The sequence below is a fragment of the Phormidesmis sp. 146-12 genome, from assembly GCF_052939495.1.
Genome location: NZ_JBJPHS010000009.1, coordinates 82,761 through 99,773 on the forward strand (window position 1 = coordinate 82,761; position 17,013 = coordinate 99,773).

The 17,013-nt window shown below is 49.5% G+C and carries 21 protein-coding genes; 8 read left to right on the plus strand and 13 right to left on the minus strand.

Annotated elements, in window-relative coordinates:
- Positions 1-56: 56 nt before the first annotated feature.
- The 3 genes from ACKFKF_RS06340 to ACKFKF_RS06350 all read right to left on the minus strand — a co-directional run bounded on the left by ACKFKF_RS06340 (position 57) and on the right by ACKFKF_RS06350 (position 2,291).
- On the minus strand, positions 57-1,370 hold the full coding sequence (locus tag ACKFKF_RS06340; RefSeq protein ID WP_446866903.1) for a YcjF family protein: 1,314 nt from the start codon (positions 1,368-1,370) through the stop codon (positions 57-59).
- A 116-nt stretch (positions 1,371-1,486) separates the two neighbouring features.
- Positions 1,487-1,804 (minus strand): DUF2973 domain-containing protein, encoded by a 318-nt coding sequence (locus tag ACKFKF_RS06345; protein ID WP_446856261.1) that lies wholly within the window; start codon positions 1,802-1,804, stop codon positions 1,487-1,489.
- Between the two features lie 169 nt (positions 1,805-1,973).
- Positions 1,974-2,291 (minus strand): DUF2605 domain-containing protein, encoded by a 318-nt coding sequence (locus ACKFKF_RS06350; RefSeq protein ID WP_446856260.1) that lies wholly within the window; start codon positions 2,289-2,291, stop codon positions 1,974-1,976.
- 1,021 nt (positions 2,292-3,312) lie between these two features.
- Between ACKFKF_RS06350 and ACKFKF_RS06355 the strand changes: the two genes are divergently transcribed.
- On the plus strand, positions 3,313-3,516 hold the full coding sequence (locus ACKFKF_RS06355) for a hypothetical protein (protein ID WP_446856259.1): 204 nt from the start codon (positions 3,313-3,315) through the stop codon (positions 3,514-3,516).
- Positions 3,517-3,525: 9 nt separating this feature from the next.
- Positions 3,526-3,678, plus strand: coding sequence for a hypothetical protein (locus ACKFKF_RS06360; protein ID WP_446856258.1), 153 nt, complete (start codon positions 3,526-3,528; stop codon positions 3,676-3,678).
- A gap of 33 nt (positions 3,679-3,711) precedes the next feature.
- Here ACKFKF_RS06360 and ACKFKF_RS06365 read toward each other — a convergent pair whose 3' ends face one another.
- The 5 genes from ACKFKF_RS06365 to ACKFKF_RS06385 form a co-directional block, all read right to left on the minus strand.
- On the minus strand, positions 3,712-4,038 hold the full coding sequence (locus tag ACKFKF_RS06365; protein ID WP_446866904.1) for a type II toxin-antitoxin system RelE family toxin: 327 nt from the start codon (positions 4,036-4,038) through the stop codon (positions 3,712-3,714).
- On the minus strand, positions 4,035-4,298 hold the full coding sequence (locus ACKFKF_RS06370) for a type II toxin-antitoxin system Phd/YefM family antitoxin (protein ID WP_446866905.1): 264 nt from the start codon (positions 4,296-4,298) through the stop codon (positions 4,035-4,037). The genes ACKFKF_RS06365 and ACKFKF_RS06370 overlap by 4 nt, the downstream gene beginning before the upstream one ends.
- Before the next feature lie 123 nt (positions 4,299-4,421).
- Positions 4,422-6,116: a GUN4 domain-containing protein gene (locus tag ACKFKF_RS06375; RefSeq protein ID WP_446866906.1), complete on the minus strand. Its 1,695-nt coding sequence runs from the start codon at positions 6,114-6,116 to the stop codon at positions 4,422-4,424.
- Positions 6,117-6,476, minus strand: coding sequence for a Pepco domain-containing protein (locus ACKFKF_RS06380; RefSeq protein ID WP_446866907.1), 360 nt, complete (start codon positions 6,474-6,476; stop codon positions 6,117-6,119).
- Positions 6,477-6,627: 151 nt separating this feature from the next.
- Positions 6,628-6,774 carry a Uma2 family endonuclease gene (locus ACKFKF_RS06385; RefSeq protein WP_446856253.1) on the minus strand — a complete coding sequence of 49 codons (147 nt, stop codon included), beginning with the start codon at positions 6,772-6,774 and terminating at the stop codon, positions 6,628-6,630.
- 247 nt (positions 6,775-7,021) lie between these two features.
- Between ACKFKF_RS06385 and thrS the strand changes: the two genes are divergently transcribed.
- Positions 7,022-8,839 (plus strand): threonine--tRNA ligase, encoded by a 1,818-nt coding sequence (thrS, locus tag ACKFKF_RS06390; RefSeq protein ID WP_446866909.1) that lies wholly within the window; start codon positions 7,022-7,024, stop codon positions 8,837-8,839.
- Between the two features lie 96 nt (positions 8,840-8,935).
- Here thrS and ACKFKF_RS06395 read toward each other — a convergent pair whose 3' ends face one another.
- Positions 8,936-9,832, minus strand: a complete 897-nt coding sequence (locus ACKFKF_RS06395; protein ID WP_446866910.1) for a peptidoglycan-binding domain-containing protein — start codon at positions 9,830-9,832, stop codon at positions 8,936-8,938.
- A 145-nt stretch (positions 9,833-9,977) separates the two neighbouring features.
- On the opposite strand from ACKFKF_RS06395, the gene radC reads away from it, so the two are divergent.
- On the plus strand, positions 9,978-10,709 hold the full coding sequence (radC, locus tag ACKFKF_RS06400; RefSeq protein WP_446856250.1) for a RadC family protein: 732 nt from the start codon (positions 9,978-9,980) through the stop codon (positions 10,707-10,709).
- A 6-nt stretch (positions 10,710-10,715) separates the two neighbouring features.
- Here radC and ACKFKF_RS06405 read toward each other — a convergent pair whose 3' ends face one another.
- The 3 genes from ACKFKF_RS06405 to ACKFKF_RS06415 form a co-directional block, all read right to left on the minus strand.
- The gene (locus ACKFKF_RS06405) at positions 10,716-10,973 is read right to left on the minus strand and encodes a TIGR03643 family protein (RefSeq protein WP_446856249.1); all 258 of its coding nucleotides are present in this window, start codon (positions 10,971-10,973) and stop codon (positions 10,716-10,718) included.
- A complete protein-coding gene (locus ACKFKF_RS06410; RefSeq protein ID WP_446866912.1) occupies positions 10,970-12,280 on the minus strand; it encodes an aminopeptidase P N-terminal domain-containing protein in 1,311 nt (436 codons plus the stop codon). The genes ACKFKF_RS06405 and ACKFKF_RS06410 overlap by 4 nt, the downstream gene beginning before the upstream one ends.
- 118 nt (positions 12,281-12,398) lie before the next feature.
- The gene (locus ACKFKF_RS06415; protein WP_446866913.1) at positions 12,399-13,052 is read right to left on the minus strand and encodes a Uma2 family endonuclease; all 654 of its coding nucleotides are present in this window, start codon (positions 13,050-13,052) and stop codon (positions 12,399-12,401) included.
- 179 nt (positions 13,053-13,231) lie between these two features.
- On the opposite strand from ACKFKF_RS06415, the gene ACKFKF_RS06420 reads away from it, so the two are divergent.
- Both ACKFKF_RS06420 and accC read left to right on the plus strand, forming a co-directional pair.
- Entirely contained in the window at positions 13,232-13,930 is a 699-nt protein-coding gene (locus ACKFKF_RS06420) for a TIGR02117 family protein (protein WP_446866914.1), read from the plus strand.
- Positions 13,931-14,025: 95 nt separating this feature from the next.
- Positions 14,026-15,378 (plus strand): acetyl-CoA carboxylase biotin carboxylase subunit, encoded by a 1,353-nt coding sequence (gene accC, locus ACKFKF_RS06425; RefSeq protein WP_446866915.1) that lies wholly within the window; start codon positions 14,026-14,028, stop codon positions 15,376-15,378.
- A 35-nt stretch (positions 15,379-15,413) separates the two neighbouring features.
- Here the strand turns inward: accC and ACKFKF_RS06430 are convergent, their stop codons facing one another.
- On the minus strand, positions 15,414-15,701 hold the full coding sequence (locus tag ACKFKF_RS06430) for a YggT family protein (RefSeq protein ID WP_446866916.1): 288 nt from the start codon (positions 15,699-15,701) through the stop codon (positions 15,414-15,416).
- A 156-nt stretch (positions 15,702-15,857) separates the two neighbouring features.
- On the opposite strand from ACKFKF_RS06430, the gene psbX reads away from it, so the two are divergent.
- A complete protein-coding gene (gene psbX, locus ACKFKF_RS06435; protein ID WP_446856243.1) occupies positions 15,858-15,977 on the plus strand; it encodes a photosystem II reaction center protein PsbX in 120 nt (39 codons plus the stop codon).
- A gap of 237 nt (positions 15,978-16,214) precedes the next feature.
- Complete coding sequence (locus ACKFKF_RS06440; RefSeq protein ID WP_446866917.1) at positions 16,215-16,970, plus strand: Ycf66 family protein; 756 nt, start codon at positions 16,215-16,217, stop codon at positions 16,968-16,970.
- Positions 16,971-17,013 lie beyond the last annotated feature (43 nt).

Here is a 17,013-nt window from a genome sequence, read left to right on the forward strand (position 1 = left end):
TCTAAGAAGTGATTCTTGGAATCGCCGTGGCTTTACCCCGGTGAGGATGTCAACCTCTACTTCTTAGCACTTTGAAAGCGCTCTTTTGCCGCCTCAAAGGACTCTTTCATTACAGATTGGATACGCCTAGGATCGGGCTTTTTGCCGCCCATCAAATCCCCGAAATAAACGCAAGCCGTCTCACCCAACGACCAGGTGTAAGCCGTCGCCCAAGAAGCCGCGATCACACTGCCAAACCCCGGAATAAACTTGATCAACTCACGCCCGATCGCTTGCGCCACAAATCCACCTGCGATCGCACTCACCACGCCACCCGCCTGAGAAGGAGTCAATGTCTGACCATACAACTGCCCCAACGCTCCGACCATCGACACTTGCAGGGCGGTCAAAACGGGCATCGTCGCCAACGGTAAAGGAATCGCTGCCAAAGCACCCGCCATTACAGAAAACGGCAAAATGTAGCGGCGACCCGCTTCTCGATAAATATCACTGATTTGTTTTCCAGCGTCGCGATCGTCCAGTAGTTGAGAAATCGTTCGGGCCTCCGCTTCGGGGAGCAAATCTGCCAGCGCATCGACCAGCGTTTCTAGACCGTAGAATGTTGGAGTGAAGCCGTCTTCTTCTAATGTGAAATCGATTTGAATGGCGCGATCGAACAATCCCTGAAATCCTTTTTGTAAGGCAGCGAAGGCTCGATTGGTATCCTCATAGTCGGGGGGATAGGTAGGATGATCCATCACTTCAGACGGATAAAGTTCATGCAAACAGGTGACCACCAAGAGACAAGGCACTTCGGGATGCTGTTGGCGAATTCGACCTGCAATTTGTTTTAAAGTATCCGTCGCAAAGTCAGTGATCTTTACCGTCAAAATCAGAACTTTTGCTCTCGTTTCCTCGTTTTCCTGAATTTCTTCGACTAGCTCTCCAATCACTTCCGTCGTTTCTTGCGTGCCGTCGCCCAGTCCTACAGTGTCGGTGAAGACCAAAAGTGGCAGATCGTCGGTTGGGTAGTTGTAGCGTTGAGTAAACCGCGTGTGAGGACGAAAGCCCTGTCCAATAATTTCAGCCGAAACGCCCGTTAAGCCTCGAACGATCGAACTCTTTCCCGCTTGAGGTTTGCCCACCAAAATCGCCTCAGTCGTCGGCAACTCCGATCGCACCTTTTGCAAAATCCCTGCGATTTCCGCTTCGTCCACGCTAAACCAACCGATCACCGTATCCGAGACTTGCTGAACGGGCAGGGCTTTACCAATCGTTGAAAAAGCACCTCCAATCAAGTCACGGGTTGTGTCTACCCAGGATGGCTCTGACTTTGGAGATGCTTCAGTTTTTTGAAGGGCAGATTTTGTTTCTTTGGTTCGCTCAGTCATAGTCAGTGATCAGGCAGGAATGGCGATACTTTCAAACTATCGTACCTACTGATTTTCTAACAGATGAAAGAACCGAACCCTGTCGAATTTTAGGCTTGCCATTAACGGTTCAAACTCTAGCCTTCTTCACGATCGCCACCCGGAGAGGACTTGTAAAGGGCATCCAGTTGCTCACGGGCATCTTCTACCGTCATCGATCGCATCACCAGCAGCGGTTCGTCAATCATTCGACCATCGCTATCTAACAGTTCGGGGTGAGGCACCGATCGCAGCCGAGAAGACAGAGAAGAGCGAGGGTCATACCCAGAGCCACTTCTAGGAGCGTAATGACGCTGAGACTCAACCCCCAACGTCAACAAATTGCGAATGAGATTGCCCACTGCCATAAAAGCAAGCGCAGTAAAAGCCAAGATGTAAAGCAAATGTAGTACCATATCGACTCTCCCTTAATCCACGCTGGTTTGAAAGTGTGGAGATTAAAATTGTATTGAGTTTGACGGTCTGTGCAGCATTCAAGCCGAAGGTTTATGAGAATTATCTGAAAAATGGTTCTGACTATCTTCCTATAGTCTCTCAGATTTCTCAGAATTCGACTATCTGTTTTTAGACAGACTTACCAGACCGTAGCCGCATACTTACCTGCCAGCATTCTGCGACGAGTCGGTGCCAGGTCATGAGCATCGCTGTTTCGACCCCGACCTGCCCTTCGGTCACATTGAGTAACGTGCGAACCGTGTTGACCTCTTGATGTGCTTGTAAAACCCTTTCCAGTAGATTAGCCTGTTTCTCATTTTCAAGAAAGGGAATCTCCTGGTTTTCTAACAAAGTGCGCGATCGTGTAAACCAGTATTGAAAGTCTTCTAAAAGCGGCTCTAAAACAGTTTTGAGAATGTCTGGCTCTGGCAGATTTGAATGAAACATAAGTTAGTAATGTTTTGTAAAAGGTCAAGGGTTGCTAAAACTTTTTACATTTTGTAACGTTTTCTCATCTTATCGCTAAATTGCCCAAAATACGCATTCAGGCAGCAGATCGGTCAGGGCAAAAGCATCTAATTTCAAAAGAATAATAGTGTCAAGATAGTCCAACGATCGCTACTGGTTGGCTTGCCCTTCCTGATGAGAAGCCATCGCTGCAAACATTCTCAACATTATCGAGAATTGGCTCGACTTATTGACCTGATACGTTTGCTCTGCGATTCATCGGACATTTGGTGGTGATCGATGTGACAATCAGATAGTTTATGGATTCTTGAGTCAACGACTCAGCACTGAAGTGACTGAAGCTCTCCAGCTTAGAGACTTTAGTTTCAGTTGACCAGCTTCAGACCGTCTTGCTCAATTCCCCACGAGGGAAACCCTCCTCCAGGATTGAGCGCTTCGCGGTCTACGTTTTTTGAGTCACGACACCCTGGGATGCGACGCTAGTCCCTTGCTCTGTCGTTAATCGTTAAACATCTTTATTTGGGTTAAGGACGTGCGATTAGCCGAACAAGCGCTCAACCTTGGAGGAGGGTCTCCCTCCGTAGAGGATTGAGTAAGAAGCTCTTAAAACATTGGCGAAGCGAACATCACTCCGCAAGGAGGCTACTGCGGTAGCAAACAACGTCGCGATGCGTACAGGACGAACGATTTGAAACGGTAATTGTCCCGTTGAAAGTGCAATACAAAAGCACCCCGAATCAATTGCCCCAAGGCGGTCGCGACACCCAAAATCTAGGAAGAACCCGGCGGTTAAAACCGCTCGTTGGCTTCCCTCTCAGGTCTAAAGACGCTGAGTTTCCCACCTATCGAGGAGTTTTTATGATTTGGATCATGGGAAATGGCAGTCAATGTAGGAGATTTCCTTTAATAAATTTACCCGGCTGTCTCCATCGAGAGTTCTGAAAGTCAAAGTCCCCCAGAATTGGAAGATTTAGGGGGCTTCCCAAGGTTGGTAACCTCTTTGCTAGAAATCTCCTTAGATCTCCTGAGAACTCAATATCTCCACCAGAACGTTTCTACTCAACTTGCTTGGTTGGTAGAAAACTTGTCTCAAGTCAAAGCCTTAACTCAAGCGGAAATAGAGGGGCAGCTTGCTCAAGACCAGATTCGAGAAAATCAGTTTTTTATTGAGTGGTTAGTGCCAAGTCTTAATTTAGAAACATAGCTGGAGTTAGTGACTGAATTGGTTGAACTGCAACGCCAACTGAGTCGATGGAAACAAGGGTCAACGCTTTGGTCGAGTCCAGTCGATCGCTTGCAGATTGCTAAACATGCCCAAGAATGGAGAGATCGCCTGCTCAATCTCCCTGGGCTGTTGGTGAGTTAGATTGTTCTGGAGAAACGCGACAAGAATCTGGATTTACTCCGGCAGAAGCTTTTCTAGCAGGGTGTAAATATCTTTTTTGTCTCCCTCCTTTCGTCTGCCAATGCCAACGACTAAAATGAGCACTTGCGCTTGCTCGACCTGATAGACAATGCGATAGCGTTGCCCAACAGCTCGAACGCTGCGAAATCCTGAAAGATTATCCACCAGTGCTTTCCCTTGTTTTTCTGGCTCGGTTTTAAGCTGGTCAATGCGATCGCGTAGTTTTTCTTGCTCTCGTCGATCTTTAACCGCAGCCAGCATTTCCAGGGCGAGTGGGGTGAGTTGAATCTTATATTCAATTCCGTTGGCGGCACCCGTCACAGCCCTAGTTGAGCCTTGGCACTCTCCCAGGCAATGGTTTTGCCCTGTTCAGCTTGAGTGATGCTTTGGCGCAATCGAGTAACAAATTCGGTGTCGGTGAGAATGTCGAGCGTTTCGAGCAGTTCGGTCAGATGGCTGTAGCTGAGGGCAGCGATGACAGGAACCCCATCTTGAGTAATGATGATGGGTTCGTCCGTCAGTTCGTCAGGAAGGTTGGGGAGTTGTTGTTGCGCTTGGGCGATCGTGAGTTGCTTGGGCATCGGCTGAGAGACGAGTCAGAGTGAATTCACTGTAACACCCGGTGCCAGGTAACGAATTGCTGAAACGCTGATTATTTGGCTAAAAGGGCCACCATTACAAGTCTTTAGAAACTACTGAAGCCTTTAGATCCTACAGTTTACAAGTTTCTGCACGAGAGAAGACTTCTCCCCTTCATCATCACCAATTCCCCACCACCAACCCAAATTAAAACCACTAATCGACAGAACCACCGGAAGGTGTCCATCTCTGGCTTTAGTGTCGAAAGTGACATTGCGGTAAACGATCCATTGATTGTTCACACGCCAACCTACTTGATCGCCGAAACAAAACCAAGCCTTCTCATCATACTGTCCATCAGGTTTACCGCCACAGTCTTCTACGTAGATTTTCTTTTGGGCACTGAATCCGAACTTGCCATCACTATTGGCAACCCACAGTTGATCAATTTTGCTCAATACTTCACAGGGAAATTTTTGAATGGTTTCGGGGTTTAGCCAGCGTTCCTTTTCCCGATTCGCAACTCTGAGCATCAAATTGTTGGTTTCCTGGTCAGCATCCTCCCATTTCCCTGTTTTTAGCAAGCCTTCTAACTTGGAGTAATCAACAGGTGGAAAGGATAAGGGAGATGCGGGGGATGAGGGGAATGGAGAAGGTGAAGGCAATGGAGATGATGGGGAGAATGAGGGGGATGGAGAAGGCGAAGGCAATGGAGATGATGGGGAAGATGAAGTTGGTTGAGATGGCAGTTTGATTAACTGACTGGCGATCGTTACTCCCACCACTCCCACTCCTGCTGGAACTGCCCACTTGAAGAACTGTCGTCGGCTTAGTGAAGGGGGTGTATGAGGCTGAGAAGCTCTAGAAGATGCTGTTGTTTGGGGTGGTTCCGGTGAAGGTATTGCTGTTCTGGCGCGGCGCTGCATACCCAGATTTTGCAGAGCTTCGATCGCCTCCATATCTGAACCGGAAGCAGCCAACACACGAATCCACAATCGTTGCGCCAAATCCCAATCTTGAGTTCTCTCGGCACGATAGGCATCATTTTTCAGCGTGGCAATATCGATCGAACTCGCGTGTTGAGGCATCAAGATCAGGTGCGATCGGTTCAGCGGTTCGGCGATCGTGTAGGGAGTTTGTCTGACTCTGCCCACATGTTGACTGATCAATTCAGGCACACGATGTTCGAGATACTGGTTTAGTCGTTCCACAGTGGCACATCGACCTCGAATTCCCAGTCCCTCAATCAGGGCATAGGTAAAGGCTCCCTGTTCAATTGCCTCCAACTCATAAGAATACTGGTCGGGACTGCAAGAAAAGAGGCTGATCACTCCAGTTTGGCGGGCTTCCGCTTCTGTTTGTTTACCAATCCCTTCACCACTTTTCTGCCCCCCACTGCGACAGGCATCCAGAATCATCACCGCATTGTCGGCTCCACAACTTCGCAGATAGTTGGTGATGGTATTCGTCGAAATGCCTGTGTTTTCAATATCTTCAGGATCACCATCCAGAGGCATCAGATAGTCCTGCCCCTTGTGTGGAACTCCATGTCCGCTGAAGAAGAACCAGAAGTTATCGCCATCCTGCATGAACGGTGCTGCAAAAATCTGGCGCAGAACTTGCAGCAGGTTTGCTCGAAAGGGTTTAGTGCGTTTGCGGTTAACATCGGGAGAATCATCGGTAAACAGAAAGATGTTATTGAACCCGGCTTCCTGCCTCAAAAAATTGTGCATCATTTCTGCATCCCGCTTGGCATACTTCAGCGGCTGCAAAAACTCGTACTGGTTGATGCCAATGACGATCGCCCAATTGTTTGCCATCTATCTGTTTGTGTTCGATCTTGTGAATTTTAACTTAATGGCACCCTTCCCAGCAGCTTTTCCTCCTGCAGCTAACTTAACCTCTCCTTCCCCGCTGATTTCCACCGATAGCTCCACCTCATCCAGCTTCATGTCCGATTCTGAGCCAATTTGCTGATCCACTTGCTTAAACAAGCGTCCAATCAGTTGTAAAAACTGGTTCATGTTCTGCTCTAACTGTGAGACAGGCAACCGGACTTCCCTAAAGCTCAAGAAGCGCTTGCGGACTTCCTCACCCCATCCCCGTTGCCCCTCAACTGGTACAGAAGCCTCGTCAGTCTCATCGGTCACAATCACAAGGTAGTCTTCTGGCGTAAACAAAAGGGGCTAGAGGATTAGCATGATGATAACTCTCCGCTCAAGGTTTAAGCCAACCCACACGCCATCACGCTAATCCTGCAAATGAGAAAGTGACTGCTGAAAAAGCTGGCTGACCAGGCAGCTAAACTCAGGCAGAATTGGGCTGGTCAATTCATCCTGCTGATACAGCGTCGCCACCAACCTTAGAACCGCATTCTCCCGGCTGCGTTTGCCAATTCACAATCCAGTATTCCAGCACCCCTCGAACCGAATACAGCTTCAGCTTGGCTTCTCGGTCGCGTTTCCAGGGCGAACGCATTTAGTTTCAAGAGAATAATAGTGTCGAGATAGTCCAATGACCCTACTGGTGGGCTTACCCTTCCTGATAAGAAGCTATTGCTGCAAATATTCTCAACATTATCGAGAGTTGGCTCGACTTGCCATAATGCGTTTGCTCTGGCGGATCGGTAAGATAGTAAAGGCAACGAGTTTTAGAGTCTTAGCGAGAAGAGAGGATTTCTTCTCAGGACTCAACTCAGAGCGTAAAACTTTTATCTCGTGATCTCATGTCTGCCGAAGAATCTTCTAACCCGCCCGAAAAACTTCACTTGCCCAAGACCAGCGAATCTGTGTTGTTACAAAAAATTCGTCATACCGCCTCTCATGTGATGGCGATGGCCGTGCAGAAGCTATTTCCTAAAGCGCAAGTGACGATCGGGCCCTGGATCGAAAACGGTTTCTATTACGATTTTGACAATCCTCAACCGTTTACCGAAAAGGATCTGAAGGCGATCAAAAAAGAGATGATCAAAATCATCAATCGCAAACTACCTGTGGTACGCGAAGAAGTCAGTCGCGAAGAAGCCGAACGCCGCATCAAAGCGATTAATGAACCCTACAAGTTAGAGATTTTGGAAGGGCTAGAAGAACCCATCACGCTCTATCACCTGGGCGAACACTGGTGGGATTTGTGCGCCGGGCCGCATCTTGAGAATACGGCTGAGTTAAAACCAGATGCGATCGACCTCGAAAGTGTAGCAGGTGCCTATTGGCGCGGCGACGAAACCAAGGCCCAACTCCAACGCATCTATGGCACTGCCTGGGAAACACCTGAACAGCTAACCGAATACAAACGCCGCAAAGAAGAAGCCCTGAAGCGCGATCACCGCAAACTGGGCAAAGAACTCGGCTTATTTATCTTCTCGGATCTGGTCGGCCCCGGTCTGCCCATGTGGACACCCAAAGGAACGGTGCTCCGATCGACCCTCGAAAGTTTTCTTCAAAAAGAACAACTCAAGCGGGGCTATCTTCCAGTCGTCACGCCTCACATTGCCAGAGTTGACCTGTTCAAAACCTCTGGACACTGGCAAAAGTATAAAGAGGACATGTTTCCTCTGATGGCGGAAGATTCGGAAGCGGCCGCAAGTGAGCAAGGCTTTGTCATGAAGCCGATGAACTGCCCATTTCACATTCAGATCTATAAGAGTGAATTGCGATCGTACCGAGAACTTCCCATGCGGTTGGCGGAGTTTGGCACGGTTTATCGATACGAACAATCAGGCGAATTGGGCGGTTTGACCAGAGTACGCGGCTTTACCGTTGATGATTCTCACTTGTTTGTCACGCCTGAGCAGCTAGATGCTGAGTTTCTCAACGTGGTGGACTTGATTCTTTCGGTGTTCAAAAGTCTGCAACTCAAGAACTTTAAAGCGCGTTTGAGCTTCCGTGATCCCGCGTCGGATAAGTACATTGGCTCTGATGAAGCCTGGGACAAATCTCAGGGTGCCATTCGTCGTGCGGTCGAAACTTTGGGCATGAACTACTTTGAAGGCATTGGTGAAGCCGCATTTTACGGCCCAAAACTGGACTTTATTTTTAGTGATGCGCTCGATCGCGAGTGGCAGTTGGGCACCGTCCAGGTCGATTACAACTTACCCGAACGGTTTGATCTGGAATACGTGGCTGAAGATGGCACTCGCAAACGACCTGTGATGATTCACCGTGCGCCATTTGGATCGTTAGAACGGCTGATCGGCATTTTGATCGAAGAGTATGCGGGCGATTTTCCCGTGTGGCTGGCTCCGATTCAGGTTCGGCTGTTGGCGGTGGGCGATGAATTTGTGCCGTTTGCCAAACAGGTGGTTGAGCAAATGTTGGCGTTGGGCATTCGGGCTGAAGTGGATCTGAGTGGCGATCGCTTAGGCAAGCTGATTCGCAATGCGGAGAAGGACAAAATTCCGGTGATGGCGGTGGTTGGTGCCAAAGAAGTGGAAGCTAATTCGCTGAGTATTCGGACTCGTGCATCCGGTGAGTTGGGGGCAGTTGCGGTGAGTGAAGTGCTCGATCGCCTAAAACAAGCCAACGAAAACCACGGCAACTTCTAGAATTCGCTTTCACCTTGAAGGGATTTCTAGTTTGTGAATAAGCGCGCATGAAACTCTATCGGCTGTTAGAGATCAATTTTGAGTGGGACGAGGACACTACCGCTTCGCCTCGGCATCCAATCTTTGACGTACTCTCACGGTTGCAATGCCGTCTACACCTAGCCCAACTCGTACTTGAAAGGCTCTGACCGCTTCTTGAGTGGGCATGTCGTAATAGCGATCGATCGGCAAATCACTCTTCAGCACCACTCTTAGACTGAATCGCAAGTTACGAACGATCGCGGCGGCTTTTTCTTGAGTTGGTTGGTCAGCCCCACCATTCACAGACAACCCATAGCGCTGCTGAAAGTCTCGAATCGCAGCGATCGCAGGCGCATCTGTGAGCGGACGTTGAGGATTGATGTCATAGCCTAACCCTCGCAAAACCAGCCGAAACTCTGACTCGTTGTAGAGATTGCCCAAAGGGACAGAAGGCGTTGGCGGCGACGCGACTCCTTGCGGGGAACTCGAAGAGGGTGTAAGCGTGGTTGGGTTTCGGGGGGTTGCGTCGTTGAGAATATCGCTGATGCGCTGACGAGTCTCAAAGGTGGCAATTCCCGTCTCAGGTAAGCCATTTTGTCGCTGAAACAGCCTGACGACACTCTCGGTTTGTTTGCCATAAAACTGACTTCCGGGTAGCTGGGGGCTGGGCTGAATCACTCGGTTGAGATTAGTTTGCAACTGACGCACCAACTCGGCAGCTTTGTCTTGAGTCGGTGGATTGAGTGTGCCATCGACAGGCAACCGATTTTGAGCCTGAAAATCACGGATCGCCTGCTGCACGATCGGGTCAGTCAACGGGGCACTGAGCGACACCGGATAGCCAAACCCATTTAGCACTGAAATAAACTGCTCTGGCGCATAGTCTTGACTCCGAACTGCCCAGGCTGGCTGCACACTCACCGCTGTCCCGATTAAAACGGTGGCGATCGTCATCCCAAATCCATTATTCATCTGACACACTCCTCACTGGTCTACCTTGAGAATTTACCTGATTCTGAGATTTTCTCAAATGCTCTGTTCTTGACAAATCGAAGTGCTACCCGTCCAAGGCTCACGGGATTAATAGACGAACGATTCAAATTTCTCTTGTCTCTGCATGACCTACAATCTCAGAATTGCTGACCTGCCCCAAAGCGAACGTCCGCGTGAACGGCTGATGGCTCAAGGCTCCAAAAGTCTCTCAACGGCTGAATTGATTGCTATTTTGCTGGGCACAGGTCAAGGAGCGGGCAAACTGTCTGCGGTTGGGTTGGGACAGTACATTTTGCAGCAGTTGGGTCAACATCAGCGCGATCCGTTGGGAGTCTTGCGCGAAGTCAGCATCCAAGAGTTGACGCAGATTCCAGGGATTGGGCCCGCTAAGGCGACGACAATTTTGGCCGCGATCGAGCTAGGCAAGCGCGTCTATCAATCTCGCCCGGCCGACAAAACGGTGGTCGATGATCCCTCAGTGGCGGCGGCGGCGTTGAGTCACGATCTGATGTGGCAGTCTCAAGAACGATTTGCCATCGTGTTGTTGGATGTCAAGCATCGGCTGATTGGCACTCAAATCATTACGATCGGCACTGCAACCGAGACGTTAGCTCATCCGCGCGATATTTTTCGAGAAGTGATCCGGCAGGGGGCGACTCGTGCGATCGTGGCTCACAATCATCCCTCTGGCAATCTTGAACCCAGCCCTGAAGATATTTCGCTCACTCGTCAATTGCTTTCTGGCGCTCAATTGTTGGGGTTGCCTGTCTTAGATCACCTGATTTTGGGCAATGGCGATTACCTCAGTCTGAGACAAACCACTTCGCTGTGGAATGAGCTACCCCAGGGAGATTAGCAGGTTTTACGAACCCTTTTGGTTTTGCGATCGAAAGCGTCCCTCTACAAATTCCCGAACCTTCAGATGCTTGGTTTTGCGTCCGGTGACTCGTTCTCGCCACATGCGAAAGCTGGACGGCTTCATCTCTCGACGCATCAGGGCGATTACCTGCTTTTCGCTGAGACCAAACTGAGTCTCGATCGCGTCAAATGAAGTTCGATCTTCCCATGCCATTTCGAGAATGCGGTCGATCGCTTCGCTGCTCAAGTCTGGTAAATTCATCGCTCCATCGCCTCGACTGTTTTGGGAACTGCGGCTGTCAACACATCATGTCCAGTTTCAGTCACCAGCACATCGTCCTCAATGCGGATACCGATTCCTCGCCAGCGATCGGGCACTTCGGGCTGACCTTCAAAGGGTTGGAAGTCGGGACGAATGTAGATTCCAGGTTCGACCGTGACGACTTGCCCAGGTTGGAAGTTTTGCCAGGTTTCGCCAATTTGCCGAACACCCACATCATGCACATCCAAGCCCAACCAGTGACCCGTTCCGTGCATAAAAAACGGCTTGTACTTCTTTTCTTTGATGATTTCTTCGATATCGCCTTGCAAAAGTCCCAGATCCATTAAGCCTTCGACGATCGTTCTCACTGAGGCATCATGAAACAAATTCCAGGGCGCGGCGGGCTGGACTTGCTCGATCGCATTCAGTTGAGCCTTTAGCACCAGTTCATAGAGAATTTTTTGTTCTTGAGTGAATTGGTTGCCAACGGGATAGGTGCGCGTGATGTCGGAGTTGTAGTAATCGTAAGAACAGCCCGCATCGACTAACAGCAATTCTCCATCCTGCATCTGGCGATTATTTTCGGTGTAGTGCAAGATGCAAGCGTTTGCCCCCGACGCGACGATCGACGGATAGGCTGCTCCCACGCCGCCCCGCAGTCGAAACAACCGCTCCATTTCTGCCTGAACTTCGTACTCATAGCAGCCAGGTTTTCTCATTTCAAGGGCTAACTGATGAGCCTCGGCCGCGATCGCCACCGCTTTTCGCATCAGATCCAATTCACTCGCACTTTTGGTTTGGCGTAAAGGATGCAGCAAAGGAGCCGGATCTTCGATCGCGATCGGGGCAGTTCCCGTTTTATCGTAGGTAGCCATCAGCCGTTGCCAGAGATCGAGAATGGTTTGGTTGAAGGGACGATCGCGCCCCAGATGATAGAAGATGCGATCGGCTTTTTCGACATACTGCGTCAGTTTTTCGTTGAGTTCGCTAATGGGATACGCTTCGTCTGCGCCGTACTGTTCTTTAGCGGCATCGACTCCAATCCGGTAGCCTGACCAGGTTTCTTTGTCTCGATCTTTGGGCTGGACGAAGAGGATAAACTTGTGCGTCTCGTGCCAGGGAGCTAACACCGCAACTGCATTCGCTTCATTGAACCCCGTCAGATAAAAAAAGTTGCTGTCTTGCCGAAAGTTATATTCCACATCGTTGTGCATGACAGCCGCTGGCGCACTTCGCAGGATCGCCGTCCCGTTGCCAATTTTTGCCATGAACTGTTCGCGCCGTTGACAAAATTCTGATTGCATCATGAAGCCGTTTTGAGTTTACTACGATTGTTTTTGAACAAAGAATTTTTGAACAAAGAATTTCTGAATAACCAACTTCTGAGAAATGGCAGGCGTTTTAGAAAGTTGATGTTTTAGAAACCTACAGTTTCTCCTTAATCCAACTTCTCAGCAAGATGAGAGACTGTGCCAAGCCGATCGAGTCGCTCTGTTCCAGAAATTCCAGCACTCGTTTGGCAGGCAGCAGCGGAAACGCCACACTATTTGCAGATTGAATGTAATGGTCGCCCTGCAATTCATAAATCATCAGATTGCCTTTTAGCACGTCGTCGCCGATCGTCGTCACATACTGCCAGACTTCTGGGATGGCCATCGCCGCATAGATTGCAAACTGATTCAACGTACTTTTGTTGATGGTGATATCCAGTACCAGATCCGGTGGCGCAACCTGTTCGAGATTAAGTTCTGCGCGACGGCGCATTTCGACTTCTTTATCCAGGTAATAAGACGCTTCGGGCTGAATGCAGCAGGACAGATCAGGACGCTTGAGCAATACAGAACCGATCGAGCTAACTTGCAAAACCAGTTCATCCGCAAAGACGAGAATCAGCGACTCGATCAGCCGACTACAGCGTTCATGCTCCTCCAACGGGGTCATCATTTCAAGCTTGCCGCGATCGTAGGTCATTCTGGCGACCCGATTAGCGCCCAACTCATTGAGTAACGTCTCAAACTGTTGCCAACTTACGCCTGATAACGTCACTCTCTTTTCAGTAGGAGCGGGTTTCTTCGCCATGCTCGTTTCCTTCGACACCGTTCTACTTTCTGATTTTACTGCGATCTCTTCGAGTTACTCACAAGGGGTCGCTTCCGTCTGAAGGGTTTCCCCCGATCGCAATTCTGTCTGAGTTTGATCAAAGGCGGGATCGCAGCAAGTTAGAACAGATCTGGACGCAAAAGTTTAAGGAGAAGAAGGTGAACGGTAAGTTTTTCAAGCGAAGCGGTCAGGTTTTTCTGGGTTCGGTTTTCGTCGTGGCTTCTCTGTTGGCGATCGGGTACTTTACCCCCCGAAGATGGAACGCCTCACAAACCTGTGATAGTCCTTATCGAATCTATGTGGAGGGCGATCAAATGCACGTCAATCTGATTTTGCCTGTCCGCAATCAAACGAATGATTGGAACCAGTTTTTACCGATACAAAAGATTGGTCGAGATTCGCAAGAGAACTATCGATATCTGAAATTTGGCTGGGGCGATCGCGACTTTTATATGAACACGCCAAACTGGTCAGAAGTGAGAATCACCAACGTTCTCAGAGCTTTATTCATGCCTGGAAATCCAACCGCAATGTATGTCCAGGGGTTTACAGATCTGCCTCAAGAAAAAGGCGTTGAAATCAAGTGCGTTGGAGTCAGTCAAAAAGACTATTCTCAGATGGTTGACTTCATTCAAAACTCCTTTGAACGCGACGCAAAAGGCGCTCCGATTCGCATTCAAGACGGCGGCAACGAGACGAGCGGATTTTATGAAGGTACGGGACATTATTCTGCACTAAAAACCTGTAATACCTGGGCTGCCAATGGTTTGAGAGCCGCCAATATCAACACGCCCCTCTGGTCAGGACTGGCTTCCTCAGTGATGAGACAAATTCAGGGCTGTGAATGCGATCGTTAAAATGACCACTGCATAGGTTATGTTGAGAATCGCTGCGAGGCTTTTGGGGGGACTCAGAAGCGCTATTCTACTCATTACAGAACAAAAATTAGACAATGCGTTTCTCGAAAATTCTGATTGCCAATCGGGGAGAGATTGCCCTACGAATCCTTCGCACCTGTGAGGAGATGGGGATCGGTACTGTTGCGGTTCATTCCACTATCGATCGCCACTCTCTCCATGTGCAATTGGCTGATGAAGCCGTGTGCATTGGTGAGCCTCCCAGCAGCAAAAGTTATCTCAACATTCCCAATATCATCGCCGCGGCTCTGACTCGCAATGCGACGGCCATTCATCCTGGCTATGGGTTTTTAGCCGAAAACGCCCGCTTTGCCGAGATTTGCGCCGACCACCAGATTGCGTTTATTGGGCCGTCTCCCGACTCGATCCGATCGATGGGTGACAAGTCAACCGCCAAAAAGACGATGCAGCGCTCCGGGGTGCCGACGGTTCCTGGAAGTAAGGGATTGGTGCAGGATGAAGACGAGGCTCGAACGATCGCTCGAACGATGGGCTATCCCGTGATCATTAAGGCGACAGCGGGTGGCGGCGGCAGAGGAATGCGTCTGGTCAACACCGATGACGAACTCGGCAAAATGTACATGGCCGCCCAGGGAGAAGCAGAAGCCGCCTTTGGCAATTCTGGGGTGTATTTAGAGAAGTTTGTGCAAAAGCCTCGCCACATTGAGTTTCAGATTTTGGCAGACACCTATGGCAATGTGATTCACTTAGGCGAACGGGAATGCTCAATTCAGCGTCGTCACCAAAAGCTGTTAGAAGAAGCCCCCAGTTCTGCATTGACTCCCGCCCTCCGCGAAAAAATGGGAGCCGCCGCCGTGGCCGCCGCTGAGTCGATCAACTATGTCGGTGCGGGAACGGTGGAATTTTTGCTGGATCAGTCCGGCGAATTTTACTTTATGGAAATGAACACTCGCATTCAGGTCGAGCATCCCGTGACCGAAATGATCACCGGGATCGATTTGATTGCCGAACAGATTCGCATCGCTCAGGGCGAAAAATTGAGCCTGACTCAAGATCAGGTAATTTTGCGGGGACATGCGATCGAGTGTCGCGTCAATGCCGAAGACCCCGAACACAACTTTCGTCCCAGTCCCGGTCGCATCAGTGGATATTTGCCTCCTAGCGGGCCGGGTGTACGAATGGATTCTCACGTCTACACCGATTATGAAATTCCGCCCTACTACGATTCGCTGATTGGCAAACTGATCGTCTGGGCCAGCGATCGCCCCTCTGCCATCCGCCGCATGAAGCGGGCTTTGAGAGAATGTGCCGTAACGGGATTGCCGACGACGATCGCCTTCCACCAAAAGATTCTCGAAACGCCAGAATTCCTCAAAGGTGATATCTACACCAATTTTGTAGAAAGCGTGATGATGAACAAGAAATAGGAAAACGGTGAGTCCGAATTCTCCTATCTCATCGCCTATCTCATCGCCATTGTGATCAGGCCTTGCTGTCCGAGCAAAATTTCTCTAGCAAGGCTAAAAATACCCACCCAAACGATCGGCGTAATATCCACCCCCCCGATCGGCTGAATCACTTTGCGAGTGGGCGACAAAAACGGCTCCGTCGGAACAGCTACTAAATTGAACGGAAACTGGGTCAAATCGACTTGTGGATACCAGGTCAAAACAATTCGGAAAATGAATAAAAAGGTCATCAAGCCAAGCAGGATACTCAGCGACCCAGCAGCAATTGTCGAAAAATCCATAGGAGAGTCAAAATCTTTAAGCTTTGTAACTCAATTCTAACTTTACTCGGCTCCCTCAGTTTGCTCGATCGGTTTGAAAAGGAGCTATGCAAGGGGGAACTGAACCCGTAAAATTAGAATTACTTGCTTGTTGTTCACAAAAGGACATTCAAATCCATGACTCCTTCTTTAGCAAACTTCTTAGGAAGCCTCGCCGCTGGTCTTTTTATTGTGCTGGTTCCGGCTACGATCGGACTCATTTTCATTAGCCAAAAAGATAAAATTAGACGCTCTTAATTGGTCAAAATTCAAGACAATCTTTTTTCAGGTTCTGGTCAGAACCATCCTCTTACGATTAAAACCTCAGTTAAAGTAGAGGCAGTCGCCTTGAAAACTGGGGTTTTTGCTTTGACGGGCAAAACTTGGGGTCTAATCAACGGTGCGATCGCTTGAAATCTGAGACAAATCTATGACTTTGAAAGTAGAGATTTTAGGCATAACTCGCTAACATGGGACTTACCTAGGAGACCGGGAATGGTTAATTTTCAGTTCAATCTTGCAAGCGTCTCAGGTATTCTCCTCGCAGTCGGTGGAGCAGCCCTCTATGCTGTGCGATCGACGCGCCCTGAGTTATCTAGAGATCACGATATTTTCTTTTCTGCTGTCGGGCTACTGTGTGGCTTGATTTTGATTTTTTATGGCTGGCGATTTGACCCGATTATGCAGTTTGGTCAAGTTTTGCTGACGGGGGCCTCGATTTTCTTTGTCGTCGAGAATCTGCGTCTGAGAAAGGTTTCGACCGAGCAGGCCAAGAAAAATACGCCCATCGTGGACAGCGATCGTCCTGTGAGCCGCAGCTACAAAACGACCTACAACGCTGAGTTTGACGACCAAGAAGTGATCAACGATCGCGTCAGCCGTCCTCGCATTCAAGGCAGCCGAGAAGTTCGCTCTGAGCGCGATGAATATGACAGTCGTCGCCGCCCCACAACCCGCCGCAATCCTGACCCTCGAATCGATTCTGACGATCGTCCCCGTCGTCGCCCGCGCGCAGATGACTCGATCATGGATGCGACCTCCGAATCGAACGGATATGGCAGTGCTTGGGGAGCCGACGACCGATCTCGCAGCCGCAATACGCCTCCTTCTAGCCGTCCCAGAAGACCTCGCCCTACCGATGATGAAGCGTCTTCTCGCCGCAGAGAAGTTGTCCGCCCATCTGATGATTATGTCGAGTACCGTCCGATCGAATCCAATGACGACGAAAATGACAACTGGGGAAATTCTTAGCCTTTTGTTCTGAATATCGCTGAAACGTTGATCCCCCCGTTGC